The organism is Nonomuraea bangladeshensis, from assembly GCF_039529455.1.
Taxonomy (GTDB): Bacteria; Actinomycetota; Actinomycetes; order Streptosporangiales; family Streptosporangiaceae; genus Nonomuraea; species Nonomuraea bangladeshensis.
Window position 1 is genome coordinate 413742 of sequence record NZ_BAAAMV010000003.1, and the last position, 25449, is coordinate 439190.

The 25449-nt window shown below is 72.7% G+C and carries 18 protein-coding genes; 14 read left to right on the top strand and 4 right to left on the bottom strand.

Annotation, left to right across the window (positions count from 1 at the left end):
* Positions 1 to 225 precede the first annotated feature (225 nt).
* From ABD292_RS10115 to ABD292_RS48915, 5 genes are all read left to right on the top strand, one after another.
* Positions 226 to 1158 carry an ABC transporter ATP-binding protein gene (locus tag ABD292_RS10115; protein WP_344206816.1) on the top strand — a complete coding sequence of 311 codons (933 nt, stop codon included), beginning with the start codon at positions 226 to 228 and terminating at the stop codon, positions 1156 to 1158.
* Entirely contained in the window at positions 1155 to 1859 is a 705-nt protein-coding gene (locus tag ABD292_RS10120; protein ID WP_344206817.1) for an ABC transporter ATP-binding protein, read from the top strand. Before ABD292_RS10115 ends, ABD292_RS10120 begins: the two co-directional genes overlap by 4 nt.
* A gap of 16 nt (positions 1860 to 1875) precedes the next feature.
* Entirely contained in the window at positions 1876 to 5046 is a 3171-nt protein-coding gene (locus tag ABD292_RS10125; protein WP_344206818.1) for an FtsX-like permease family protein, read from the top strand.
* The gene (locus ABD292_RS10130) at positions 5043 to 7154 is read left to right on the top strand and encodes an FtsX-like permease family protein (protein WP_344206819.1); all 2112 of its coding nucleotides are present in this window, start codon (positions 5043 to 5045) and stop codon (positions 7152 to 7154) included. Before ABD292_RS10125 ends, ABD292_RS10130 begins: the two co-directional genes overlap by 4 nt.
* A gap of 256 nt (positions 7155 to 7410) precedes the next feature.
* Positions 7411 to 7776, top strand: a complete 366-nt coding sequence (locus ABD292_RS48915) for a DUF4189 domain-containing protein (RefSeq protein WP_425565064.1) — start codon at positions 7411 to 7413, stop codon at positions 7774 to 7776.
* A gap of 343 nt (positions 7777 to 8119) precedes the next feature.
* Here ABD292_RS48915 and ABD292_RS10135 read toward each other — a convergent pair whose 3' ends face one another.
* Together ABD292_RS10135 and ABD292_RS10140 are read right to left on the bottom strand one after the other, a co-directional pair.
* Positions 8120 to 10549, bottom strand: coding sequence for a hypothetical protein (locus tag ABD292_RS10135; RefSeq protein ID WP_344206820.1), 2430 nt, complete (start codon positions 10547 to 10549; stop codon positions 8120 to 8122).
* Between the two features lie 187 nt (positions 10550 to 10736).
* Entirely contained in the window at positions 10737 to 11681 is a 945-nt protein-coding gene (locus ABD292_RS10140; RefSeq protein WP_344206821.1) for an acyltransferase domain-containing protein, read from the bottom strand.
* 521 nt (positions 11682 to 12202) lie between these two features.
* Between ABD292_RS10140 and ABD292_RS10145 the strand changes: the two genes are divergently transcribed.
* Together ABD292_RS10145 and ABD292_RS10150 are read left to right on the top strand one after the other, a co-directional pair.
* A complete protein-coding gene (locus ABD292_RS10145; RefSeq protein WP_344206822.1) occupies positions 12203 to 12886 on the top strand; it encodes a F0F1 ATP synthase subunit A in 684 nt (227 codons plus the stop codon).
* A 735-nt stretch (positions 12887 to 13621) separates the two neighbouring features.
* Positions 13622 to 16453, top strand: a complete 2832-nt coding sequence (locus ABD292_RS10150; RefSeq protein WP_344206823.1) for an ATP-binding protein — start codon at positions 13622 to 13624, stop codon at positions 16451 to 16453.
* Here the strand turns inward: ABD292_RS10150 and ABD292_RS10155 are convergent, their stop codons facing one another.
* Positions 16454 to 16774, bottom strand: a complete 321-nt coding sequence (locus ABD292_RS10155) for a P-loop NTPase family protein (protein ID WP_344206824.1) — start codon at positions 16772 to 16774, stop codon at positions 16454 to 16456.
* Between the two features lie 30 nt (positions 16775 to 16804).
* The gene (locus ABD292_RS10160; RefSeq protein ID WP_344206825.1) at positions 16805 to 17443 is read right to left on the bottom strand and encodes a TetR/AcrR family transcriptional regulator; all 639 of its coding nucleotides are present in this window, start codon (positions 17441 to 17443) and stop codon (positions 16805 to 16807) included.
* A gap of 61 nt (positions 17444 to 17504) precedes the next feature.
* Between ABD292_RS10160 and ABD292_RS10165 the strand changes: the two genes are divergently transcribed.
* The 7 genes from ABD292_RS10165 to ABD292_RS10195 all read left to right on the top strand — a co-directional run bounded on the left by ABD292_RS10165 (position 17505) and on the right by ABD292_RS10195 (position 25444).
* Entirely contained in the window at positions 17505 to 19055 is a 1551-nt protein-coding gene (locus ABD292_RS10165; protein WP_344206826.1) for an MFS transporter, read from the top strand.
* Between the two features lie 150 nt (positions 19056 to 19205).
* Entirely contained in the window at positions 19206 to 20402 is a 1197-nt protein-coding gene (locus ABD292_RS10170) for a cytochrome P450 family protein (protein ID WP_344206827.1), read from the top strand.
* Entirely contained in the window at positions 20402 to 21655 is a 1254-nt protein-coding gene (locus tag ABD292_RS10175) for an activator-dependent family glycosyltransferase (protein ID WP_344206828.1), read from the top strand. The genes ABD292_RS10170 and ABD292_RS10175 overlap by 1 nt, the downstream gene beginning before the upstream one ends.
* On the top strand, positions 21648 to 22601 hold the full coding sequence (locus ABD292_RS10180) for a proline iminopeptidase-family hydrolase (RefSeq protein ID WP_344206829.1): 954 nt from the start codon (positions 21648 to 21650) through the stop codon (positions 22599 to 22601). The genes ABD292_RS10175 and ABD292_RS10180 overlap by 8 nt, the downstream gene beginning before the upstream one ends.
* Position 22602: 1 nt before the next feature.
* A complete protein-coding gene (locus ABD292_RS10185) occupies positions 22603 to 23100 on the top strand; it encodes a cobalamin B12-binding domain-containing protein (protein WP_344206830.1) in 498 nt (165 codons plus the stop codon).
* A gap of 7 nt (positions 23101 to 23107) precedes the next feature.
* The gene (locus ABD292_RS10190) at positions 23108 to 24400 is read left to right on the top strand and encodes a methylaspartate mutase (protein WP_344206831.1); all 1293 of its coding nucleotides are present in this window, start codon (positions 23108 to 23110) and stop codon (positions 24398 to 24400) included.
* A gap of 84 nt (positions 24401 to 24484) precedes the next feature.
* Positions 24485 to 25444 carry an ACP S-malonyltransferase gene (locus ABD292_RS10195; RefSeq protein WP_344206832.1) on the top strand — a complete coding sequence of 320 codons (960 nt, stop codon included), beginning with the start codon at positions 24485 to 24487 and terminating at the stop codon, positions 25442 to 25444.
* The last annotated feature ends 5 nt before the right edge of the window (positions 25445 to 25449 follow it).

Below are 25449 nucleotides of genomic sequence, written 5' to 3' on the forward strand. Positions count from 1 at the left end.
CTCTGAACTGCGGAAACGTCTGACCGCGCACAGGGGATCGTGCGGGCCGAATCTGGGTCTTCCTGGCTCCTTCTTGATCACCCTCATGCTCGATCGTCATCCGCCGGTCACGCAAAGTAGTTGTCATGATGTGTTCGCCTACGTTCAGGAAAGAGTCTTGGGCTCGATTTGCGCGGGCGATAGAGTCGGCCCCGGAGCGCAGCCGTGCCGGGGTCGAGGAGGGGGATGTCCATCACGCCCTTACCCCTGCCGCAGCCTCCCGCGAAGGCGCCGGAGTTCGGGCGGGACGCGCTGATCGTGTGCGAGAGCCTGGTGCGGATCTACCAGTCCGGGTCGGTCGAGGTGCAGGCGCTGCAAGGGCTTGACCTGGTCGTGGACGGCGGGGAGATGGTGGCCGTCGTCGGAGCGTCCGGGTCGGGAAAGTCGACGCTGCTGTCCATCCTGGCCGGGGTCGACGCCCCCACCGCCGGGCGGGTGCGGGTCGATCGGTGGAACCTGCTGGACATGTCGCGGGCCGATCGGGTCCGGTACCGGCGGCACACCGTCGGACTCGTACGCCAGCAGACCGCCGCCAACCTCATCCCGTACCTGACCGCGCGGCAGATGGTCGACCTGCCGATGACCGCGGCCCGCGCTCCCGGCCGGGTACGCCGCAAGCGCGCCGCCGAGCTGCTGGACCTGCTCGGCGTCGCCGAGTGCGCCGAGCGGCGGCCCGCGCAGCTGTCCGGCGGGCAGCAGATGCGGGTGGCCATCGCGGTGGCCCTCGCCAACGAGCCCAGGGTGCTGCTGGCCGACGAGCCGACCGGGGAGCTGGACAGCGCCACGTCGGCCGCGGTGTTCGGGCTGTTGCGGGACGTCAACCAGCGGCTGGGCGTAACCGTCGTCGTCGTGACCCACGATCCCTCGGTCAGCGGGCAGGTGGAGCGGACGGTGGCGATCCGCGACGGGCGCACGAGCAGCGAGGTGCTGCGGCGTACCGCCACCGGGGACGACGGCGCCCAGCAGGTGATCGCCGAGGAGTACGCGGTGATGGACAGGGCCGGGCGGGTTCAGGTGCCGCGCGACTACCGGGAGGCGCTGGCGCTGACGCGACGGGTCCGGCTGGTGCTGGAGGCCGATCACGTCGCGATCCGTCCCGACGGAGGCGGGCCCGCGTGAACGGCGGCCCCCTGGTGAGCGTGCGCGGCGTCCATCGCCGGTACGGCAGCGGGGCGACCGCCGTGCACGCGTTGCGGGACGTGACGTTCGAGCTCGCGGCCGGCACCATGACCGCCCTCGTCGGGCGGTCCGGCTCCGGCAAGACCACGCTGCTCAACATCATCGGCGGCCTGGACCGCCCGGACTCCGGCACGGTCCTCGTCGACGGGACGGACGTCACCGCCCTCGACGAGGACGGCCTGTCCCTGCTGCGGCGGGAGAAGGTCTCGTACGTCTTCCAGACCTTCGGCCTGATCCCCGTGCTGTCGGCCGCGGAGAACGTGGGCGCCCCGCTGCGGCTGGCCCGCGTACCGCCGGTGGAGCGTGAGCGGCGGGTCGCGCTGCTGCTGGAACTGGTCGGGCTGGCCGCCCACGCCGAGCAGCTGCCCGCCGAGCTGTCCGGCGGGCAGCAGCAGCGGGTGGCGATCGCCCGGGCGCTGGCCGCCTCGCCCCGGCTGCTGATCGCGGACGAGCCGACCGGGCAGCTGGACGCCGAGACCGGGCTGTCGGTGATGGCGCTGCTGCGCGGGGTGGTGGAGTCCGAGGGGGTGACGGCGTTGGTCTCCACGCACGATCCGACGATGCTCGCGCTGGCGGACCGGGTGATCCGCATCAATGACGGGCATCTCGCCGAGCACTCCGCGAGCCGGGGCGATTCGTGATCGGTGAGGGTCGTCCGTGCTGAGGCTGGTCGCCCGGCGGGCCCGTGCCCAATGGCCGTTGCTGGCGGCGCTCCTGGCCGTCGCCGTGGTCGGCCCCACGCTGCTGGGCACCTGCGCCCTCCTGCTCACCCGTACCGCCGAGCGGGCGCTGGAGACCGCCGCCTCCCGCGCCACCCCCGAACAGATCGACGTCACCGCCTACGCCGTCACCATCCGCGGCGAGCACGCGAGATCCGTCGCCGACGACACCCGCGCCGTGCTGACCTCGGCCCTCGCCCCGTTCGCGACGACGACGGCCGCGCGCGCGTCGTCCGCGATGCGGTCGCTGCCCGGCTCCGGTGTCCCGGCTGTGGCGTACCTGTCGGGGGTGGAGGACCTGCCGGCCCGCACCCAGCTGGCCGCCGGACGCCTGCCGCGGGCGGGCGCCGCGCCGGCGGAGGCGGTCGTCCTGGAGAGCACCGCGCGGCAGCTCGGCCTGACCGCCGGCAGCCGGGTCCGCCTCGGCAGAGAGCTGGCCGACGATCCCGACCAGGAGGCCGAGGTGCGCGTGGTCGGGGTCGTACGCCCGCTGCCGGGCGCGGGCTGGGAGCGTGACCCCCTCGCCGCCGCCGGCTACGACCCGGCCTACCGCGACGGCCGCTCCGCCCAGCCGGTCCACGCGTACGGGCCGTTCCTCGTCGACCTCGCCGACCTGCTCGGCGGCGGCTCCACCCTCGACCGGCTGGAGATCGTGGCCCGCCCCGACCTGTCCGCGCCGGCCGTCCGCGACCTCGACACCGTCACCCAGGCCGTGCTCGGCGCGGACCGCCGCCTGGGGCGGACGCTCGGCGACCGGGTACGCATCCAGCGCGTCGCCTCCCGGCTGCCCGCGACCCTGCTGTCCGCCCACGAGCAGCAGCGGGTCACCACGGCCGCCGTGCTCGCCGTCGCCGCCATCGGACTCGTCCTGACCGCGACCGCCCTCGCCCTCGCCGGCCGGCTCAGCGCCGGTGTGCGCGGCGACGAGACCGCCCTGCTGTCCGCGCTGGGCTTCGGCCGCGGCCAACTCGCCGGCGCCGCGCTCGTCGAGGCCGGCGCGCTCGCCGTGCTCGCCGCCGCGGTCGCGATCCCGGCCTCGTCCGCCCTGCACGCCGGGCTGACCCGGCTGCCGCCCATGGCCGGGGCCGGGCTCGCCACGCCTTTCTCCGTGCACGCCGTACAGGTGCTGTCCGTCGCCGGCGGCGCGCTGGCGCTGGCGGCGGTGCTCGTCGTGCCCGCGCTGCGGACCCCCTCGGGAGGTGTGCGCGGGCGGCGGGAACTGCTCGCCCGCTCCGGCGCGGACCTGCTGCTCGTGGCGTTCGCCGCCGTCGGCTGGTGGCAGTTGCGCGACCAGCCGGCCGGTTCGGGCTCTGCCGTCGACGCCGTACGGGTGCTCGCTCCCGCGCTGCTGCTCATCGCCGGATCCGCCGTGGCGTTGCGCCTGGTGTGGCCCGCGTTGCGTCTGGTGGAACGGCTGGCCGGACGGGCTCGCGGGCTGATGGTCGCGCTGGCCGCGTTCGAGGCCGCCCGCAGGCCACAGGCGGTCGCGGCGGGGCTGCTGATCGGGCTGGGGTGCGCGGCGGCCACGTACGGGGCCGGGTTCGACGCCACGTGGCAGCGCTCCCAGCAGGACCAGGCCGATCTGTCCGTCGGCACCGATCTCGCGCTCACCCTCACCGCCCCGCCCGCCGCCGGGCAGGGCAGCGTGGTCGGCGCGGCCAGTGGGGGAGAGGTGAGCCCGGCCACCGATCGCGGCATCGCGGTCGGGCAGTGGCTCGGCGGCGCCGGTGACCCGCCCCGGCTGATCGCGATGGACACCACGCGCGCCGAGGCGCTGCTGCGCGGGCGGCTGGACGACGGCCGCACCTGGAGCGACGTGGGCGCCCTGCTCGCGCCGCAGGCGCGGGCCGCCGGTGTTCCCGTCCCGGCCGGGGCAGCGCTCTCCCTGACCGGGAAGGCGACCGGTCCGACGCCGCTCACCGTGACGCCCCGGCTGCTGCTGCAGGACGCGACCGGGCTGCGTACCCCGTGCACGGGCGCGCCCGTCCCGCTCGACGGCGCGGCGCATCCGCTGCCGGACTGCGCGACGGCCGAAGGGCTCCAGCTGGTCGCGGTGTCCCTTCCGTTCGCGATCGCGACGGGGAACGTGGGCACCGGCTACTCCGACGCCCTGGCGGAAGCCCCCGAGGGGGACAGCCGCGTCGCCGTCACGCTCACCGTCGCGGGAACAGGCTCCGGGGCGTCGCCCTGGACCGCCACCTCAGCCGGGCCGGCCCCCGGGCAGCTCGGCAGTCCGGCCGTCGCCCTGACCAGCACCTCCACGGGCACCGAGCTGCGGATGACCACGACCGTCGCGCTGAAGGGCCCCCCGGAGGCCGCCAGGAACCTCATCGCCACCGCCTTCCCGGCCCCGGGACCGGTGCCCGTGGCCGTCTCCGCCCGCTTCGCCGACGAGGTGGGCGCCCGGCGCGGCTCCCGGCTCGACCTCACCGTCGGCCTCACCCCCGTACAGGTCGACGTGGCCGAGGTGCTGCCGGCCGTGCCGTCCGCTCCGGGCGCGGCGGCCATCCTGGCCGACTTCGACGCCCTGTCCCGTGCCCTCGCCGTCAGCGGCGACTTCGACGTGCCCGTGGACGCGTGGTGGGTCGGCCGTCCCGTCAGAGGTGACGCGGCCGGTCTCCGCCTCGGCGACGTCACCACGCGCGCCTCCGAGGCCGCCCGGCTCACCGGCGGCCCGCTGCGGGCCGGGCTGCCGGCCGTGCTCCGGCTGCTCGTGCCGGCGGCGGTGCTGCTGATGATCGCCGGGATCGTCCTGCACGTGACGTTCGACCTGCGGGCCCGTGCGGTCGAGATCGCGCGGCTGCGGGGGCTCGGGATGACCCGGCGCGAGATCCGTGCCGTGCTGCTCGGCCAGCACGTCGGCATCCTGGTGCCGCTGCTCGCGGTGGGGGCCGTCGTCGGCGCGCTGGCCACCCGCGTCGTCGCGCCGCTGCTCGTCCGCTCCGACACCGGCGCCGCGCCCGTTCCCGAGGTCCTGCCCGTCTGGCCGTGGGCCGCCGAGGCCGTCCTGCTCACCGGGCTGCTGGCCGGGTGCGCGCTGGCGGTGAGCGCGGTCGTCGTCGTCCAGGCCCGGCTCGCCGACGCCGCGCATCTGCGGGTGGCGTCGTGAGGGTCCCGGGACCGCACTGGCCCAGCGTCGCCGGCCGCGCCCGCGTCGACGCCGGGCCGTTGCTCCTGGCCGCGGTCGTGGTGGCGGTGATCACGTTGCTGGCCGGCGCCGTACCGCCGCTGTTGTCGGCGACCGCCGACGCGGCCGTACGGGACGCGGTGCGCAGGGACGGCGGCGACCTCCAGGTCCACTCCCGCATGGAAGGCGACGACGGGCCGGACGGCAGCCGGGTCCGGCACCCCCGCCTCGCCGAGGACGTCGACGACTTCCGTACCAGGGCGACGGACGAGCTCGGCCCCGGCCTGCGCGCCGTCCTGCGTCCACCCGTCGCCACCGTCACCAGCCCCACCCTCAAGATCACCGATGGCAGCGTGCTGCGGACGTTCCAGCTCGCCTACGTGGCCCGCGACGGCGGGCCCGACGTGACCTGGATCGCGGGCGGCCCACCCCGGCCCACCGCCTCCGAGACGGCGGCGGTTCCCTACGGCGCGCCGCCGTGGCCGGTGCAGGTGGGCCTGTCGGAGGCGGACGCCGCCGCTCTCCAGCTCCGTCCCGGCGCCCACATCCCGCTGGCCGACGACCAGGGGAACGTCAAGAAGGTCCAGGTCAGCGGCGTCTTCCGGCCTCGGGACAGCGCCGATCCCGCCTGGCGGCTCCTCCCCCCGCTGCTCCGTCCCGTCGCCGGCGCGGACGGCACCGGATCCACCCGGCTCGCCGGGCTGCTGTCCCGCGAGTCGCTGCCCGACGCGCGGCTCGCCTTCGGGCCGGACGAGTTGCGGCGTACCGTCTCGTTCACGCCCGACCCGGCCCGGCTCACCTGGGACCTGGTCCCGTCGGTCGCCGCGAAGGTGGTCGCGCTCAAGGCGTCCTCCGGCTCCTCCGGCGCCCGGGACGGCTCACTGAAGTGGGAGACCCGGCTCGACGGGGTGTTGCGGAAGGTGAGCGCCCAGGTCGAGGCCGCGTTCGCGCAGGCGTCCGTCCTGCTCGTCACCCTGCTCGCCGTCGCGGTCCTGGTCCTGCTGCTCGCCGCCGACCTGCTGGTACGCCGCCGCGCCTCCGCCCTGACGGCCGCCCGGCAGAGGGGGATGTCGCTCCCGGTGATCGGCGGCGAGCTGCTGCTCGAATCCGCCGCGCTGGCGCTGCTGGCCGCCGCGGCCGGGCTCGGCCTGGCCCGGGCCGTCGCGCCGGGGGTGTCCTGGGAGTGGACGCTCCCCGTGGTCGTCACCGCCGTCGTCGCGGGGCCGGCGTTCGGCACGCTCGCCGCCGCCCGCGCCACCCGGGATCGCCGCGTCCCTGCCGACCGGAGTGCGCGGCGGTGGGTGCGTGACACCGTACGACTGCGGCGGGCCGCGCTTGAGCTGGGGGTGCTGGCGGTCGCGGCCGGCGCCCTCGTCGCGCTGTACCAGCGTGGGATCGGCGGCGGGGTGCTGCCCGCGAGCGCGCCCGCCCTCTGCGCGCTCGCGGGCGCGCTCGTGCCGGTGCGGGCGCTGCCCCTCGCGATGCGCCTCGTGCTCAGGCGGCTGCTGCGGTCGAGCCGGCCGCTGGCGGTGTTCGGGGCCGCGCGGGCGGCGGTGGCCTCGGCCCGGGTGCTGCCGCTGCTGGTGCTCGTGACCTCCGTGGCCTTGGCGTCGTACGCGCTCGTCTTCGCCGCCACTGTCGGCCGTGGGATCGTGGAGGGGCCGCTGGCCTCGGGACTGCTGCGCTTGGCGTGGGTCTCGGCCGTGACCCTGCCGGTCCTGGGCCTGCTGGGACTCGCTCTCGGCACGGCGGCCGGCGCGCCGGAGCGATGGCAGACCCTCACCCGGCTGCGCACCCTCGGGCTGCGGCCCCGGGAGGCCCGCTGGGTCGCCGCGGGAGAACTGCTGCCGCCGGTGCTGGTCGCCGCCGTGGGCGGTCCGCTGCTCGGGGTGCTGCTCGCCCGCCTGACGTTCGGCTCGCTCGCCCTGCGCGTGCTCACCGGCGCCGATCCGGCCCCGGCGGTGCCGTGGTGGGCGCTCGGCCTGGTGGCGGTCGTGTTCCTGGCGGCGGTCGCCGTCGTGGTGCCCGTCGAATCGGCGCTGCGCCGGCGGCGACGGCTGAGCGAGGTGCTCCGCGCGGGCGACAGCTGAGCCGGCCGGGAGGGCGGGTTTCCCGCGACAGGATCGGACTCCTGCCCCCTGGCCCGCAGCGCGCCGTGGTCCAGGAGCTGCGGACGGGGAGGCCGAGGCTTCCGTTCCTTTAGGCATCTATCGGTTCAAGTGGTTTGCAAGTGGCACAATGCAGACTCTTCTCATCAAGCACGCTGCCGTCCGCTCGGACGGTACGAAGGGAAAGACATCCATGCTGCTAGGCAAGAAGCTCACTGCGATGGCCGCTTGCGTCTTCATGGCGAGCGGGGTGCTGGCTACGGCGTTTCCCGGAGCCGCCAGTGCCGCTACATCGGCTACTGCGGGCGCAAGTCACGCACGTTACTATTACGGTGCCATCGCCGTGGCCCCGAGCGGCCGTAACGGCAGGTCCTGGAACTATGCGAGTGCGGCTGCCGCCAAACGGCGGGCGCTGAAAGAGTGCGGCCGCTCCAGCTGCAAAGTCCTTGTCACCTTCGTCAACGGGTGTGGCGCTGTCGCCTACAACGCCAGGCGAAACGTCTATTGGGGCGGCAGGGGGAGCACGCCTGCCAAGGCGAAGAGGAACGCCGTGGCCAATGCGGGCGGCGGCCGCTGGGTCGTTTATCAGTGCACCGACCGATGACGCCGGCACGGCAGACATCTTCCGGAAAACGGGGTCTGGCGCGAATCCCGTGTGAAGGGCTGGGCACAGCCGGCGAGCAGGACGCGTTCACGCAGTAGGTCAGGGTCGGCTCGCTCGTACATCTGCCGCCATAAGGCATGGCCGAGGTCACCGGCCTCGGCGGCACTGGCGCGGTCTGCGTCACGCCACCATCGGGCCGGGGGAAGGGTGCCGTGAGGTGTGGATCTCGCGGGGCTTCGTCCCGGCCCGAAGACGGCACTCGGGTGCTGCGGTGTCACGCGTGCGATGTCGGGGTGGTGGCTCGGGCCGGGCCTGATCGGGCTCGGCCGACGCCTGACGCGCGCTACTCGCTGCTCGCGCGTTCTCCGGTGTCGAGCACGTCGGCCAGGCGGTCATGGGTGAACTGGTAGTACGGGCCCGTCCGGCGAAGCAGCCGCCGCGTGTGCAGCTCCTCCAGGAACAGCACCGTCCGCCACGGGAGCTTCCTGCTCCCTGCCAACCAGAGCTGCCCGACCACGACGGCAGGCCACACCGTGTGCAGGGACGCCAGCACCACGCCCAGGGTGAGGCCGAACAGGATGCCCTGCCAGGGTTGCACGCTGAAGCCCCCGCTCTGCCCCTCGACGACCTTGATCAGGCTGTCGCCGGGGCCGCGCAGCACCATGATCCCGGCCGTGGCCACCAGGGCGACCGCGGCCACGCAGCCCAGCGCCGCCCACCGGTCGCCGCGCCGGATCGTCCTGGCCGAGGCGGCAGGCTCGCTGGGCAGCGACTGGGCGAGCCAGTTGATGGTGCCGACGACCAGCGCGATCGGCACGCCGAGCACGAGACCGAAGACGATCACTATTTGCGTCCCGTACGCCGCGCCGCGCCAGATGCCGGTCAGCCCCGCCATGACGCCGATCAGCACCACGGGTGGGATCGCCTTCAGCAGGTACGGCAGCGGCGACCTGAGAATCCCCCGGATCCGCGGGGCGAGCCTGCACGGGACGGGCGGCGCGGACAGGTCCACGGCCATCATCCGCCCGGCCATCGTGGCGATGCCGACGCCCGTGGCCATCGAGACGAAGATGGGCGGGAAGCCGCCGCCGTACTTGAACTCGGCGCCGAGCCGGCCGGCCACCTCACAAGCCAGCGCCGACCCGCAGGCCACCAGCGCCACAGCAGCCGTCCCGACGACCCGCCCGGGGACGCCCAGGCCACGGCCCCGTGGGAGGGGAAGGCGCAGGGGATGCCGGCGGATCAGCAGGGGACGGCAGGCGAGCGCCAGCGTGAAGGCCGTGCCGAGCTCGACCGCGTCCCCCGCCGCCTGCGCCGGGGACAGGTGGAACAGACCGATTCCCCAGACTCCCGCCGTGGCCGTGAGCCCGGCGATCACGACCGAGCGCGCGTCCGGTGTGACGCCTCTGAGCAGCCCCATGACCACTCCGGCCGCCAGCCCGATGGCCAGCCCGCGGGTCAGCCCGAGCGGCATGACGAGCGCGAGCTGATAGGCGGGCAACAGCACCAGCGCGGTGGCGAACATCGGCACGGCGGGCGGGATCGCGGTGTGCACCTCCCACCACGCCATGCGCCGGTCCTTGCGCCCGCGCAGCACGGCGGCCAGATTGCGCAGCCAACGGCGGGCTCCGGGCGTGTCCAGCCGTAACCGGAGGCCGGGGTTGAGTGCCGTACTGGTGGCCATGGCGACCTGCTCGTTCAGCAGGAATTCCTCGGCGGAGGTGCGTCCATGCTCGTCCACGAGGGTGACGAGCCGCCCCGGATCGCGCCCTGACCCGGGGTCGTCGCACACCTGCCGTGCCAGGCCCAGGAACAGCGGCGTGGACAGCAGCGCGGTCAGGTCGTCGTCCTGTCGCCGGTTGATCCGGTCCAGCACCGGACGCCACCTGCCATCGGCGGCGGGTTTGCCCACCAGCTGTCGCAGGTGCTTGTGCAGCAGACCCGGCTTCGGAGGCGCGAGCGTACGGACGGTGTACCCCGCCGGCAGGATGGACGGATCGATCGTGCCGCTCCTGGCGAACAGGATGAGGGGGCGGGTGTGCAGGGCACTCCGCTCCAGTTGTCCCACCGCCTCCTTCGCGTGCGCGGCCAGGGCGTCGAAGTCGTCGATGATGACCACGGTGGTCGCTTCATGGCCGAGCACGTCGTAGAGGTTGCCCTTGTGCTCGTACCCCGGGCCGAGCACGGAGGAGACCTCCTTGTCGAACCAGTCGGCGAACGAGTCGCGTACCGGGTCCCACGAGGAGCCGTCCAACAGCAGCGGCACGTAACCCTCGGACAGCAGGCCCAGAGCCATCATCAGCGCCAACGTCGACTTGCCGCTGGACGGGGGACCGTAGATGATCATCCGGCCCGGGGTGGCGCCGGTGACGAGACCGGCGGCATGCCTCTGGAACTCGCCCGCCGCCCACACGGGGCCACCGGAGTCGCGCCGGGCGTCCCTGCCGTTGCGGTCGAGCAGGCGCACGGGCAGGAGCTCGGGACGCAGCAGGCCCCGTAGCTGGGCGTCGCGGTGCAGCACGCTCTTCATCTCGGTACGAAGACGTTCGCGCAGGTCGGCCGGGGTCACGGTTTTCTGCTGCGGGTTGACGACAAGGCCCAGCAGGGTGAGGAACAAGCTGGCGATGCCGGCCAGGCCGTTCGCCATGTCGATCTTGTCCAGGGCCACCGCGACGGCTATGGCGACGGCCGCGGTCGCGAACACGAAGATCTTGGCCCAGCGGCGGGCTTTCGCGCCCAACGTACGGACCTCGCTCTCTCTCTCACGGAGCATCAGGCCGGAAGGAAGGAGGCAGCAGGTGTCGCTGTTGAGCAAGCCGATGACCCGGCGGTCGCCTGGGCTCGTGCCTACGTCGGGCGCCGCGTCGGTGGGCGGCGCCTGACGGACTGAGTGCGGTCTTGCACCTTCATCATGCCTCCGGCATCGCCTCGCCGCGCGCGCCCTGCCGGGGCACTCGTGGCTACATCGGGAAGCGGCCGCGGCGGATGCGCCAACTGCGGCCGGCCTTCAGGTGGTCGATGATCGCGCGCTGGAGCGCGGTGCGGCGCGGCAGCTGGTCGAGCGGCGTCGTCAGGGTGCGGAAGACGAACCGCAGCACCTCGACGTCGGCGTCCTGCCCTTCCGGCTCCTGGTAGGGCTCCAGCTCGAACCGCCGCTGGAACCGGACGATGTTGGAGTCTTCAGGCAGGTACTCCAGCAGTTGCGGGTCGAGCAGCCACGAGCCGCAGGCGAACTCCGTGTAGCGCTCGTCGGGGAAGTGGCGCGGGAAGAAGGCGCGGGCCTCGTCGAGCGACGCCTCGACCGCCTCCGGGGTCAGCGGCCCCGTCTCGGGGATGTGCAGGTCGATGGTGGCGCCGCCGCGGTGGTGCTGCAGCCGGCCCAGCTCGTAGATGGCGCCGCGCGCGTGCAGGGTCAGCCAGCTCTGCATGACCGGCCAGCCCTCGCCGCCCATGCGCCGGTCCACCGCGAGGTTGCGGCCCAGGTCCGCGAGCGTCGCCCACGACACGGACTCGTCGATGCCGTGGCCACGGTGGTACTTCATGACGACGTCGACCAGGGCCAGGTACGCGTACACGTAGAGGTGCCGCCAGGCGGGGCCCCGTTCGCGCGGCAGCGCCGGGCCGGGCGGCAGCCAGCCGTGGCCGCCGAGATCGGCGCTGACCAGGGCGATCGAGCGGTCGAGCAGCCAGCGCAGCTCCGGTGTCCACAGAGGGGAGCCGGGGTCGGGCCAGCCCTCCATGATCTCGGCGGCGTCGTCCGGGGGGACCGCGAGCCGGTTCAGGAGCGCGGGCGCGTCGGCCTTGGCGGGTAACGGAGCCGATGGCCGGTCGCCGGCGAGCCGGTGCACACGCTCGACGTCCTCGACGGGCACCCCGAGCCGGGCGGCGGTTTCGTCAAGATCCACGCGGCTGATCCTACGGGCCGATGGGGTCGCCCTTCCAGGTTGCGTGGGATGCGCATCGCCGGCCGATTGCGCCCCACCTGTTCCTCAATAGAAAAAGGTTTTGCGAGCGCCATTGGGCGGCTGGTGATTGCCGCAGGGGCGACGGCAGGACAAGGGCTGGCGAAAGGATGTCATAGTACTTTAGAATCCACGCTATGGGCGGATACCGGGAAAAACGCACCGCGGTCGATTGTCGGCCGCTCCTGGCGCCCGCGGCGCCGTAGTCCCGGCTGGACGAAGGTGCAGCTCAGCGCCTTCGAATGTCGCCTGACCTGATAGTCCGACAGTGGATTCCAGCGACTCCGGGAAGAGGTGCTGGGTTTCTTATTTGGCTCGGACCAGAAAGGACCGCCGTGCGGACGACGATCCTGATCACCTCCCATGTTCTGAAAGACCCCTCTGGGCAATGGACTGCTCCCGGACTGGAACTCTTCGAGTTTCCGCCGATCCTTCCCGGCGGCCCGGAATGGTTCACCAAACCTGTGCTCATCGCCCTGCTGAGCTCGGCCGTCGCCATCGCCCTGTGCTGGGCCGCGTTCGCCAACCCGAAGATCGTCCCGCGCGGCCGGCAGAGCCTCGGCGAGTACGCGTACGTGTTCGTACGCGAACAGATCGCCAAGCCCAACCTCGGCAAGGACGCCGACCGCTGGATGGGCTTCCTCTTCACGGTCTTCCTGACGGTGCTCGTCTGGAACCTGATGGGCATCATCCCGTTCATCCAGTTCCCCCTCGCCGCGCACATCGCCTTCCCTCTCGTGCTGGCGCTCACCGTGTACGGCATCAAGGTCTACCTCGGCGTCCGCCACCACGGCGTGCGTGGCTACCTCAGGGGCATCGTGCACCTGCCCGGCCTGCCCGGCTGGGCGTACGTGCTCTACGCCCCCCTGATCCTGGCCGAAGTGTTCGTCACGTCGCTGTTCACCCACTTCATGCGGCTGTTCGCCAACATGTTCGCCGGGCACGTCCTCGTGGCCTTCTTCAGCTCGGTGGGCTTCTGGTTCCTGTTCGAGCGGCTGACCCCGCTGGGCGCGGGCCTCGGCGTCCTCGGCGTGCTGATGACGATCGTGATGACGGCTTTCGAGATGTTCATCCAGTTCCTGCAGGCGTTCCTGTTCGCCATGCTGGCCGGGATGTTCATCGCCAGCGGGCTGCGCGGAGAGCACTGACGGGCATTCGTGAACGCTGCGTGCAGGTCGCTGAACGCGAGCATGATTCACGTAACGTATACCAAAACGACCGCTTGTCCCATCTGACACATCACAAGAGGGGGGAGATAGGGGGGGCGTTAGGGGTCGTGGCGTGATCTACCCACATATACTGCCGTCATGTTGTCCGACAGATCCCCTCTTCAGCCAGTCTGTTAGGAATCATGTCAGCAACAATGTGCAGCCTGTCAGGGTGGCGTCGGAAGGGGAGGACGATCCTCGGGGGTGACGGGGGACTCGTGACTACGTATAGTGACATCGCCAATTGCCGGTGAACCGGATGCTCCGGCAAATATCGCGTTCTATGCCCTTCTTCCAGCATGTGGTGGAAGAAGAGGATTGCGGGGGCACGCACGTGCGGGAGAGAGACGGGCGCGCCGACGACAGGACCGTGGCGTCGGCGGCATGCCTCGTAGCCGAGACGAAGCTCATGGCGGCAGTGCTTGAGCCGCCGCAAGGGCGGGAGGCCCGCCCCGGCCGTCAAGCACCGTCCGCGACGGTCAGGCCACGCACCAGAATCATGCATCCCGACGTCGAAATCCGGACGGCCGAATATTCACCTGTCCTCCGCGTGTCACCCTGCCCCGCAATCCCTTCTCTCGGGCCGAGAAGGCCGAGGGAACGCTGAAATTCGGTTGAAAAAGAAAGTAACTCATCGAGAACGACGACTAGGGTGGCTGGCTGGAGGCATGGGCCATGCAGCTCATCGAACGTGCAGAGGCACTGGCAAACTTCCGTGACCTTATGGAGAAGGCGGTGGGCGGGACCGGGGGAGTCATGGTGATGACCGGTTTCGGCGCCATGGGTAAGAGTGCGTTACTGCAGGCCTGCGCCAATGAGGCCGGTGCGGCCGGGTTCCTTCTGATGAAAAGTGCCGGGTCGCGTGCGGAACGAATGTTTCCTTTGGGGACCCTGGGACAGCTGTTCCGTTCTGCCGAGTTACCCCCGGAGCTGGCCGACGAGGTGGAGCAGACGCTCGCTCCGGAGCCGATCAACGGGATCTCCGGGGTGCCCGACCCGGTGATGCTCGGCAAGAACCTCACGAACGTCGCGGCGCGGCTGTGCGGGGTCCTCGTGGAGCTCACCAAACGACAGCCGATCCTGCTGTCCGTCGACGACGTGCACAACGCGGACGGCCCGAGCCTGCAGGCCCTGCTCTACATCCAGCGGCGCATGGCGAACGCGCCGCTGCTGCTGGCCGTGACCTCGCTGGCGCAGCGCCGGGCGGTGGACTCCCTGTTCAGCGCCGAGCTCACCGGGCGGCCCAACTGCGTGCAGACGCGGGTCGCCGGATTGTCGCCGGCGGGGGTGGAGGAGCTGCTCCGCGACACGGTGGGCGCCGAGCCCGCGGTCCGGCTGGCCCCGGAGTACCACCGGCTGAGCGGCGGGAACCCCCTCCTCCTGCACGCCATGGTCCAGGACTACTGGGACGTGGCGCAGGGCGGCTGGTCGCCGGAGGGCTCCCAGCCGGGCGTCGGCCGCCATCTCCACCAGGCGGTCCTGTCCTGCCTGCACCGATGGGACCCGCGGATCCTGGACGCGGCCCGCGGCGTCGCCCTGCTCGGGCGCTCGGCCAGCACCGGCTCGGTGGCGCAGCTGCTCGGCGTGAAGCCCGCCTACGTGCTCCCCGCTCTGGAGGCCCTGGACGGGGCGGGGCTGCTGCGGGGCTGCCAGTTCCGGCACCCGACGATGCGCAAGGCCGTACTCCGGGATCTGAGCCCGGACCGGCAGTCCGTCATGTACATGCGGGCGGCGCGGATCATGTACCAGCTCGGCGCCGAGCCGGGGGACATCGCCGACCACCTGCTGGCCTCCAGCCCGGCCGCGCCGGCCGAGGCGGAGCCGTGGATGGTGGCGGTGCTGCGCGAGGCCGCCCAGGTGGCGCTCGTGCAGGACGACCAGGACCGGGCGATCAGCTGCCTGGAGCTGGCCAGGCTCATCAGCGACGACGAAGGCGCGAAGGCGGCGATGCTGACCGAGCTGGCCCAGGCGAACTGGGCCCATCGGCCCGCCGGGGCGCTGCGCTTCCTCGCCCCGCTGGAGGACGCGTACGGGCGCGGCCAGCTCGCCACCGCCGACGCCCGCGCCCTCAGCCGCTATCTGCTGTGGCACGGGTGGACCCGCCGGGCGGCCGTCGTCTACGACTGGACGGCGCCCCCGTGCGACACCCCGTCCAGGGAGCACTCCCGGCTCTGCTTCACCCGGGAGTGGGTACGGCTGATCTTCCCGACCATGTTCGTCGAGGGCGAGACCGACGGGCCGGCGGGCGAGGCCGGCCCGGCCGGCCGGGAGTTCTCGCTGAGCAACCTGCTGCTGGGCAAGGCCGAGGAGGACATCGTCGGCGCCGCCCAGGAGCTGCTGGAGAGCTGCAACCTGGCCGAGGCGGAGCCGGAGGCCGTCTTCGTCGCGCTGCTCGCCCTCAGCCACACGGGCCGTTACCAGGAGGCGGTGCGGTGGTGCGAGTCGCTCGGCACGGAGGGGGCGGCGCGCGGGCTTCCCCGGTGGACGGCCGCCCTCGCCGCGATCCGGTCGTGGCTGGCGGTCCAGCACGGCGAGCTGGGCGAGGCCCGGCGGTACGCGCGGCAGGCCCTGGGCGCGATGTCGCGCACGAGCTGGGGGGTGGTCCTCGGGTTGCCGCTGATGGTGCTGCTGCGGGCCGCCGTCGCCATGGGGGACCTGGACGAGGCGGGGGAGATCATCAAGCGGGGTGTTCCCGCCGACATGGCGCGGACCACGTTGTGGCCGCTCTTCCTGCAGGCCAGAGGCGACTACTACCTCGCCACGAACCGCCCGCGGGCGGCGTTGAGCGACTTCCACGAGTGCGGTGAGCTGCTGCGCGAATGGGACCTCGACATTCCCGCGCTCGCGGACTGGCGGTGCGCGATCGCCCGTACGTACCTGCAGATCGGCGCGGTCGAGGAGGCGCGGCAGAAGATCACGGAGCAGTTGTCCATACCCGGCGGCACGCACCCGCGGGTGCACGGCCGGGCGTTGCGGCTGCTGGCGTCGGTCACCGAGCTGCGGCAGCGACCGGCGAGGCTGCAGGAGGCCATGACCCTGCTGCAACGCTCGGGCGACCTGCTGGAGCTCGGCTGGGCGTACGCGGATCTGAGCTACGCCTACCAGGAGCTCGGCGACATCACCCGGGCGCGGCTGATGGCCAGGCGGGCCAAGCAGATCGCCAAGGCGTGCGAGGCCGGCCCGCTGTCCGCGCGGCTGCAGCCGCGCGAGGAGGACGGCGGCGGGGACCTGGGCGAGTCGGCGGCGCTCAGCGACGCCGAGCGCCGCGTCGCCGCGCTGGCCGCGTTCGGCTACACCAACAGGGAGATCAGTGAGCGCCTGTTCATCACGGTCAGCACGGTCGAGCAGCACCTCACCCGGGTCTACCGCAAGCTCAACGTGAAGCGGCGCGCCGACCTGCCGACCGAGCTGTCCCTGGGCACGGGGCTGGGCGAGACGGACGTGTCCCGCATGACGGGCCGCGGCACGGGTCAGCCGAGGCGGGCGGTCGGCGGAATGGAGCGCTGATCACACGCTCATCCAGGACTTCGAGGAGTGGCCGGCGTCGCTCAGCAGCGTGTCGAACGCCAGCGGCTGCGGCTCCGGCAGAAGGGTGACCAGCAGGCTGATCTTCCTGATCATGTCCGGTGAGTATTCGCGCACCGGGGTGATCTCTGCCTCGGCCAGGTCCCAGGGGCCGAGGAGCTCTTCCGCGCGCTGCGCGGCCAGCACCGGGTCCAGCCCGTACCAGAGGATGACCGAGGTCAGCAGGTCGCGGCCGGTCCAGTGGTCCGGGATATCGGTGTTGTCGACGAGGGTGGATGGCGCAGTGACCGACGAAAGGAGCATTTGGAACACAGGAGTCCCCCAAATATCAACTCAACTGTTGTTCGCCATGGATGCGGTGCCGATTGCCTCGTGTACGGGGTGCGGATCGCTCCCGCGCCGATGGATCGGGGGCTGGCGGAGCAGCACCCGCAGCCCGTCGGTCAGGTCGGTCACGGACACCAGTCCGGGATTGATCAGCCATTGCGCCATCAGCCCTTGGAGCAGGGTGAGGTAGAGCCGGCCCACCGCGCGTGCGGACTCCTCGTCGAGCGATTCGTCCGCGCCGAGCAGCTTGGCCAGTCCTTCGGGGGCGGCGGCTGACGCGAGCGCGATGCCGAGCCTCTCCCGCAGGTCCGGCGCGTGCTCGGCGATGGTGAGCGCCTCGAAGTTGGCGGCCAGCAGCGGGCGGTTGTGCTGGAAGCTGTCGACGATCTGCTGCCAGGTCCTCTCGAAGCCCGTCAGCGGGTCGGCCGCGTCGTTGTGGACGGTGATCTGCCACAGGTCGGTCCAGTCCTGGACCATCTCGATGAGGGCTTCGCGAAGGAGTGCCTCCTTGGAGCCGAAGTGGTAGCCGATGGAGGCGAGGTTGGCCCCTGAGGCGGCGCTGATGTGCCGGGCGGTGGTGTGTGCGTAACCCCGCTCCACGATGCATCGCTTCGCGCCCTCAAGGAGCTGCTCTCGATGTCCCATGATGTCGATCATAGCACGGTTTATTCATACGTCCGTTCTGTACGCTTGTATGATTCTGGGCATGACGCAGATGAATCCCCCCATCGCGGGCCGTCGCGAATGGCTCGGTCTCGTCGTACTCACCCTTCCCGTGATCTTGCTGTCCAACTCGATCACCATCTTGTTCCTCGCGGTTCCCTGGATCACCGAAGGGCTCAGGCCCGGTGCGTCCGAACTGCTGTGGATCATGGACATCTACACGTTCGTGCTGGCTGGGCTGCTGATACCGATGGGCGCGCTGGGCGACAGGATCGGCCGGCGGCGGGTGCTGCTGGGCGGCGCGGTGCTCTTCGGCATCGGCTCGGCCGCCGCGGCGTACGCCTCCTCGCCCGAGCTGCTGATCGCCGCGCGGGCGCTGCTGGGCGTCGGCGCCGCCACGCTCATGCCGTCCACGCTGGCGCTCATCCGGACGCTGTTCCAGGACCCCGCGCAACGCAAGATGGCGGTGGGCATCTGGACCGCCGGCTCGTCGGGAGGCGTGGTGCTGGGGCCGCCGCTGGGCGGCTTCCTGCTGGAGTACTTCTGGTGGGGCTCGGTCTTCCTGCTCAACGTGCCGTTCATGCTGCTGCTGCTGGTCGCCGGGCCGATGCTGCTGCCGGAGTCCAAGGATCCCAGCAAGAAGGGCCGCTTCGACCTGCTCGGCGTGGTGCTGTCGCTGGCCGCGATGCTGCCGCTGATCTACGGGCTGAAGCAGCTGGCCCTGGAGGGGCCGTCGGTCCCGTCGATCGTCACGCTCCTCGCGGGCATCGCCTTCGGCGTGGCGCTGATGTACCAGCAGCGCCGGCGGGCCGACCCGATGATCGACATCGACCTCTTCAGGCGGCCGGTCTTCGCGACCGCGGTGGGAGGGTACGCGCTGGTCATGTTCGCCCTCACCGGCGGCACCTTCCTCGCCTCGCCGTACCTGCAGCAGGTGCTGATGCTGAGCCCGCTGCCCGCGGCGCTGTGGCAGATGCCCGCCGGGGTCGGGGTGATCGTCGCCGCGGTGGTCGCCGGCTACCTCGCGCAGCGGGCCAGGCCCGGTCTGATCTTCGCGGCCGGCCCCCTGCTCATGGCCGTCGGCCTGCTGGTCATGTCGCAGGTCCAGGTGGACTCCGGGCTGGCGGTGCTGGTGCCGGGGATGATCCTGGTGGGCGCGGGCACCGGGATCGTGGCCACGGTGGCGGTGGACATCGTGCTCGGCAGCGTGCCGCAGGAACGGTCGGCGCGGGCCTCGGCGCTCTCGGAGACCAGTCTGGAGCTGGGGACCGCGATGGGCATCGCGCTCATGGGGCTGATCAGCACCGTCGTCTACAGCCGTACGCTGCTGGACACGATGCCGCAGGGGGTGCCGGAGACGGAGAGCGCGGCGGCGTCCGAAACCCTGTCGGCGGCGCTCGCGGTCGCCGCCGACCTGCCCGGGCAGGTCGGCGCCCAGCTCGCCGACGCGGCCCGCTCCGCGTTCACCCTCGGCATGCAGGTGCCGCTCTACCTGACCGCGGCGCTCATGCTGGCGCTCGCCGCCGTCGCGCTGTTCGCGCTGCGCCGCGCCGACATCAAGCACGCGGACGAGGAGCCGTCCGAAGCGCACTGAGGCGCAGGTACGCGGGCTGCTCCGCCGGACGCCCCGGCCCCATACGTGGTTCGCCGGGCCGGGGCGAGGTCCATTAGGGGTTGATCTAGGGGGAATGTCCGCCTCTACCGTGGCGATCGTCCATACGATCGCCGGCTAGGTGGAGGCACCATGCCCGAAGGCGCCAACCCGGCAGCCGACTACGACTTGGGACTGCGCCTGCTCAACGCCCGCGCCATGCAGCGGGTCCTGGGCAGCATGGGCGACCCTTACGCCCTGGTCCTGCGCGGCGCCGACGATCCCTACCCGCTCTACGCGGCGATCCGCGAGCGCGGCCCGATCCACCGCAGCACGACAGGCAGCTGGGTGACCGCGGACCCCGGGGTGATCGCCGAGGTCCTGGCGGATCCACGGTGGCGGATGTCCGGCCCGGACGGCTCGCCGGCCGCCGAGCAGCCGCTGCCCTTCTACGGGTACGGCACGCCCGGCGCCGAGGCCGACGAGCACACGCGGCTGCGCCCCCACTGGCAGCCCCTGGTCGACCCGGAGGCGCTGGCCGCCCACCGCAAGACCGTCGAGCGGGAGTGCCTGGCCCGCCTCGACCGCATCGCCGGCGCCGACCTCATGGCCGGCTACGCCTGGCCGGTGGCGACCGCCGCCACCGGCGCGCTGCTCGGGGTTCCCGCCGAGGCGCTGCCGCGGTACGCGGAGCTCTGCGCGGACGCGGAGGCGCTGCAGGACTCCCTGCTCGCCGCCCAGCCGCTGGCCCTGGTCCGCCGGATCGAGGACGCCGTGGCCGGGCTCGACGAGCTGTTCGGCGCGGCAGGGGCGGAAGGTTCCGACCGGGCCGTGCGGGTGCTGCTGTCCGTCGCCGCCGTCCCGGCCACCGCGCACCTGGTGGGCAACGCGGTCCACGCGCTGCTGGCCGAGCCCGGAGGATGGGCGGCACTGAGCCGCGATCCCGACCTGGCTGAGGCGGCCGTCGCGGAGACGCTGCGCTACGACCCGCCGGTGCAGGCGGAGATCCGGGTGGCCGCCGCCCCGGTCGAACTGGCCGGGACGGAACTCCCGGCGGGCGGTCACCTGGTGATGATCACCGCGGCCGCCGGCCGGGACGAGACCCGGCACCCGGAGCCCGGCCGCTTCCGCCTCGACCGGCGGGCCGAGCCGGAGCCGCTCACCTTCGCCGGCGGGCTCCACCACCTCCCGGTCGCCCCGGCGGCGCGTACGCAGGCCGAGGTGGCGCTGCGGATTCTCGCCGAGGCGCGGCCGAACCTGCGGCCGTCCGGCCCGCCGGTGTACCGGCGGCGCGCTCCCGTGGTGCGCGGCCCCGTCGAGCTGCCCGTGCTCGGGCTTGGAGAGTCCTGATGCGTGTCCTGCTGACCTCGTTCGCCCTCGCCTCGCACTACAACTGCCTGGTGCCGCTCGGCTGGGCGCTGGCCGCCGCCGGACACGAGGTCCGGGTGGCCAGCCAGCCCTCGCTGACCGACGCGATCACCGCCTCCGGGCTGACCGCGGTCCCGGTCGGCACCGATCCTGAGCTGGAGGAGGTGCGGGAGCGGCCGGCCGCGGCGATGGGCCCGCCCCAGGTGCACGAGGACCGCGACGAGCCGGTCACCTGGGAGCAGGCTCTGGACTTCGACCTGGTGATCGCGCCGCTGCTGCTGGCCGCCACCAACAACACCGAGATGGTGGACGAGCTGGTCGCCTTCGCCCGGAGCTGGCAGCCCGACCTGGTGATCTGGGAGCCGTTCACGCTGGCCGGCGCGATCGCGGCCGAGGCGTGCGGGGCGGTGCACGTCCGGGCGCTGTGGGGCCTCGACGTGCTGGGCAGCGCCCGCCGTGCCCTCCTGGACCTGCGGGCCCGGCAGCCGAAGGCGCACTGGGAGGACCCGGTGGCCGAGTGGCTGACGCTGACCCTGGCGCGCTTCTCCCGCCCGTACACCGAGGAGGTGACCACCGGGCGGCTCACGATCGACACCACGATGCCGGCCAGCCTGCGGCTGCCGGTCGGGGTGCCGGTGGTGGGCATGCGGACGCTGCCGTACAACGGCCGCTCGGTGATGCCGGACTGGCTGGCCGAGCCGCCCACCCGCCCGCGCATCTGCTTCACCCTGGGCGGGACCGGCGGCGACTTCCTGCACGACTGGGCGCTCGGCCCGGCCGAGCTGGTGAGCGCGGTGGCCGAGCTGGACGTCGAGGTGGTGGCCACGCTCGACGCCGGGCAGCGCGCCCGCCTGGGCGAGGTGCCGGACAACGTACGCATCGTCGACTTCGTACCGATGAACCTGCTGATGCCGACCTGCGCGGCCGTGGTGCACCACGGAGGGGCCGGCACGTTCAGCGCCGCGCTGCTCAACGGGGTGCCCCAGCTGATGGTCGCGAACACCTGGGACACCCCGGTGAAGGCCAAGCGGCTGGCCGACCAGGGCGCCGGCATCTACATCCCGCCGCCGAAGCTCGACGCCGACGGCTTCAGGGACGCGGTGGCGTCGCTGGTGCACGACCCCGGCCCGAGGGCCGCCGCCGACCGGCTGCGTAAGGAGATGCTCGCGGAGCCCACCCCGGCGGAGCTCGTACCCCGGCTGGAGCGCCTGGTCGCGGAGCACCGCGGTGCCTGAGCCGAGCCGGCGGCCGACCGCGAAGGGCACCGTGCCGTTCGGGGAGTACCGCACCTGGTACCGGGTGAGCGGCGACCTGTCCGGCGGGCGCCCGCCCCTGGTGGTGCTGCACGGCGGGCCCGGCAGCACGCACGACTACCTGGTGCCGCTGTGCGACCTGAGCGACGCCGGCCACCCGGTGATCCTCTACGACCAGCTCGGCAACGGCGGCTCCACCCACCTGCCGGACAAGGGCGCGGACTTCTGGACCGTGCAGCTGTTCCTCGACGAGCTGGACAACCTGCTCACGCGGCTCGGCGTGGCCGGCGACTACCTGCTCTACGGCCACTCCTGGGGCGGCATGCTCGGCGCCACACACGCCGCGGCCCGCCCGCCCGGCTTGCGCGGGCTGGTCATCGCGAACTCGCCGGCCTCCATGACCACCTGGCGCGCGGAGATGGTACGGCTGCGCGCCACGCTCCCGCCCGAGGTGCAGGAGACGCTGGCCCGGCACGAGGCCGCGGGCACCACCGGCACCCGCGCCTACTTCGACGCCATGCGCGTCTTCTTCGACCGGTACGTGTGCCTGGTGAACCCGTGGCCGCGGGAGTATCAGGCGTCCTTCATGGAGATGCACAACAACCCCACCGTCTACTACACGATGAACGGGCCGACCGAGTTCCACGTCGTCGGCACGCTGCGCGACTGGTCGGTCGAGAAGCTGCTGCCGTCCATCGAGGTGCCGACCCTGATCATCTCCGGGCGGCACGACGAGGCGACCCCCGAGACCGTCCGCCCGTTCGACGACCTCATCCCGGACTCCCGCTGGGAGATCCTCGAGAACTCCAGCCACCTTCCGCACCTGGAGGAACCCGACCGGTTGCGTGAAGTGCTGCTGGCCTACCTCGCCACTGTTGACGGGACCCAACCCGGGACCCGCGCAAGCGACGCCGCGACAGGGAGTTGACATGCCCCGCGTATTACCCGACCTGAACCCGAGCCCCCGTACGGGCCGCCCACGCGCCCTGGTGAGCGGAGTGGCCTCCGACTCGCACACCTGGAACCTGGTCTTCCTGCAGCTGGTCTGCGAGGAGGAGGGCCTGGACGTGGTGAACCTGGGCCCGTGCGTCCCGGACGAGCTGCTGGTCACCGAGTGCGTGGACCAGCGCCCCGACCTCGTCGTGCTCAGCACCGTCAACGGGCACGGCTACCGGGAGGGCCTGCGGGTCCTTCCCAAGCTGCGGGCCCGGCCGGAGCTGGCCGGCGTCCCGATCGTGATGGGCGGCCGCCTCGGGGTGACCGGGCGGCGGGAGGACGACCTCGCCGACGAGCTCACCGCGGCCGGCTGTGACCGGGTCTTCGACCGCGGCGGCCCCGAGGACATCGAGGAGTTCAGGACGCTGGCCGCCGCGGTGGCCTGGAAGGCGGACGACGCCGCGGCGCGGACGCCCGTCCAGTTCGGCTGAGTCCACGGTGGCCGCGGAATTCGGCGGTTTCGTGACCGACACCGCCGCGAGCGGCGAACTGGTGGTGCAGCCCCGGATGGGGTTCGGCGACGTGGCGACCATGCGCGCCGGGTTGCTCGCCACGAAGCGCGCCCGCGCGGCCACCGCCGGCACGATCACCGTGGACAGCTACACCCGGGTGGGCGACCTCGACTCGGCGGCGGCGGCGCTGGCCTCCGGCGCCGCGCTCAACGGTTACCCCCTGGTCAGCCAGGGCGTCGCGGTCAACCGGGAGCTGCTGAGCGGGGTGCGGGACGCCACCTTCCCCGTGCAGGTGCGGCACGGCTCCGCCAACCCCGTCAAGATCTTCGAGGCGCTGCTGGACGCCGGCCTGGACGCCACCGAGGGCGGCCCGGTCTCCTACTGCCTGCCGTACAGCCGGATCCCGCTGAGCCAGGCGGTCGACCACTGGGCCCGCGGCTGCGAGCTGCTGGCCACCCGGGGGCAGGCGGCGGGGAGGGAGCCGCACCTGGAGACCTTCGGCGGCTGCGTGCTGGGCCAGCTCTGCCCTCCCGGTCAGCTCGTCGCGCTCAGCATCCTGGAGGGGATCTTCTTCCAGGCGCACGGCCTGCGTGACATCTCGCTGAGCTACGCCCAGCAGACCAGCCCGGAGCAGGACGTCGAGGCGGTGCTCGCGCTGCGCGCGCTGGCCGAGGAGTTCCTGCCCGGCGTGCGCTGGCACGTGGTCGTCTACGCGTACATGGGGGTCTACCCGGAGACCCCGCGCGGCGCCGCGTCGCTGCTGACCGCCGCCGCCGAGCTGGCCGTGCGCACCGGGGCGGAGCGGCTCATCGTCAAGACCGAGGCGGAGTCCCGGCGCATCCCCACGATCGAGGAGAACGTGGCCGCGCTGGAGCTGGCCGGCACGGCCGCGCGCGCCGCGCGGCCGGTCGCGCCGCCGCCGAGCCGTACCGACTCGCAGGTGTACGCCGAGGCGCGGCGGCTCGTCGAGGCCACGCTGGAGCTGCACCAGGACGTGGGCAGGGCGCTGCTGCGCGCGTTCAAGCGGGGTTACCTGGACATCCCCTACTGCGTGCACCCCGACAACAGGGGTGCGGCGCGCAGCCACATCGACGACGACGGCGCGCTGCGCTGGGCGGACGTCGGGGCGCTGCCGCTCGACGGGCTGGTGGCGCGGCGCCGCTCCCGCCCCGTCGGCTCGGCCGAACTGCTGGACGCGCTGCACTACATCCAGCGCAGGCACGACGGCCAGGCGTACGCGGATGGTGGGGGCGGGCCGGATCACGATGAGGGGTACTAGGGGTGGGGCCGGCCGGTCGGCCGCGGTTAGCGTGCCCTGGTGGACAACGCATCGAGTCACGAGATCGCGATGGTTTTTCCAGGAATGGGACCGACCGGGTTCGCCGACATCGAGCGGTTCGCCACCGAGGTCCCGGTGGCGTGGCGGCTGTTCGCCGAGGCCGACGAAGCGCTCGGCTACCAGGTGCTGGACCGGTTCCGCCAGACGGAGGGCGACTACTCCGAGTACGCCCAGGTGGCCTTCCTGGTCACCTGCCTGGCCCTGGCCGAGTGGGCGGAGCAGGAGGCGCTGCCCGCCCGCCCGGGACTGTGCACCGGGCCGAGCTTCGGGGGCAAGGCGGCCGCCGCCTACGTGGGCTCGCTGAGCTTCGCCGACGCGGTGTGGATGACCGCCCGGCTGGCCCGGTGCGTGGCGGACTACTTCAGCCGGGAGCACCGGAGCCTCGTCACCCACTCGTTCGTCCGGGTGAAACCCGAGGTGGCGGAGGAGCTGCTCGGCGAGCTGACCGCGCGCGACCGCGTCGCTGACGTGGCCTGCCGCGTGGACAGGGACTTCTTCATGGTCACGCTGTCGGCGGACGACCTGCCGGGCCTGGAGAAGGGGATCCGCGCCGCAGGCGGCCTGTCGCTCTACACGATGCGGCCGCCGATGCACAGCCCGGCCTTCGCCGGGCTGCGGCGACGAGCGGAGAAGGAGGTCCTGGACGAGCTGGAGTTCGCCGAGCCGCGGCTGCCGGTGGTCTCCGACCACGACGGGTCGCTGCTGACCACCGCGGAGCAGGTGCGGAACCTGCTCCTGGACGGCTTCGTCCGCCAGATGCACTGGCCGGGAACGGTCGAGGCGCTGCGCGCCAGGGGAGTGCGGACGGTCTGCGTGGCCGGGCCCGACGCCCTGTTCAGCCGGGTGCCGGCCACCGCGCGGAACTTCGAGGTGGTGCCGGTCGGTCCGAAGCGGCCGCTGCTCGTCGCCGCGGCTCGCGGTGCCGAGCCCCGCTCGTCGCGCGGCGCTGAGTCCGGTGCGGAGCGTGGCTCGGCGGCGGGGTGACCCGG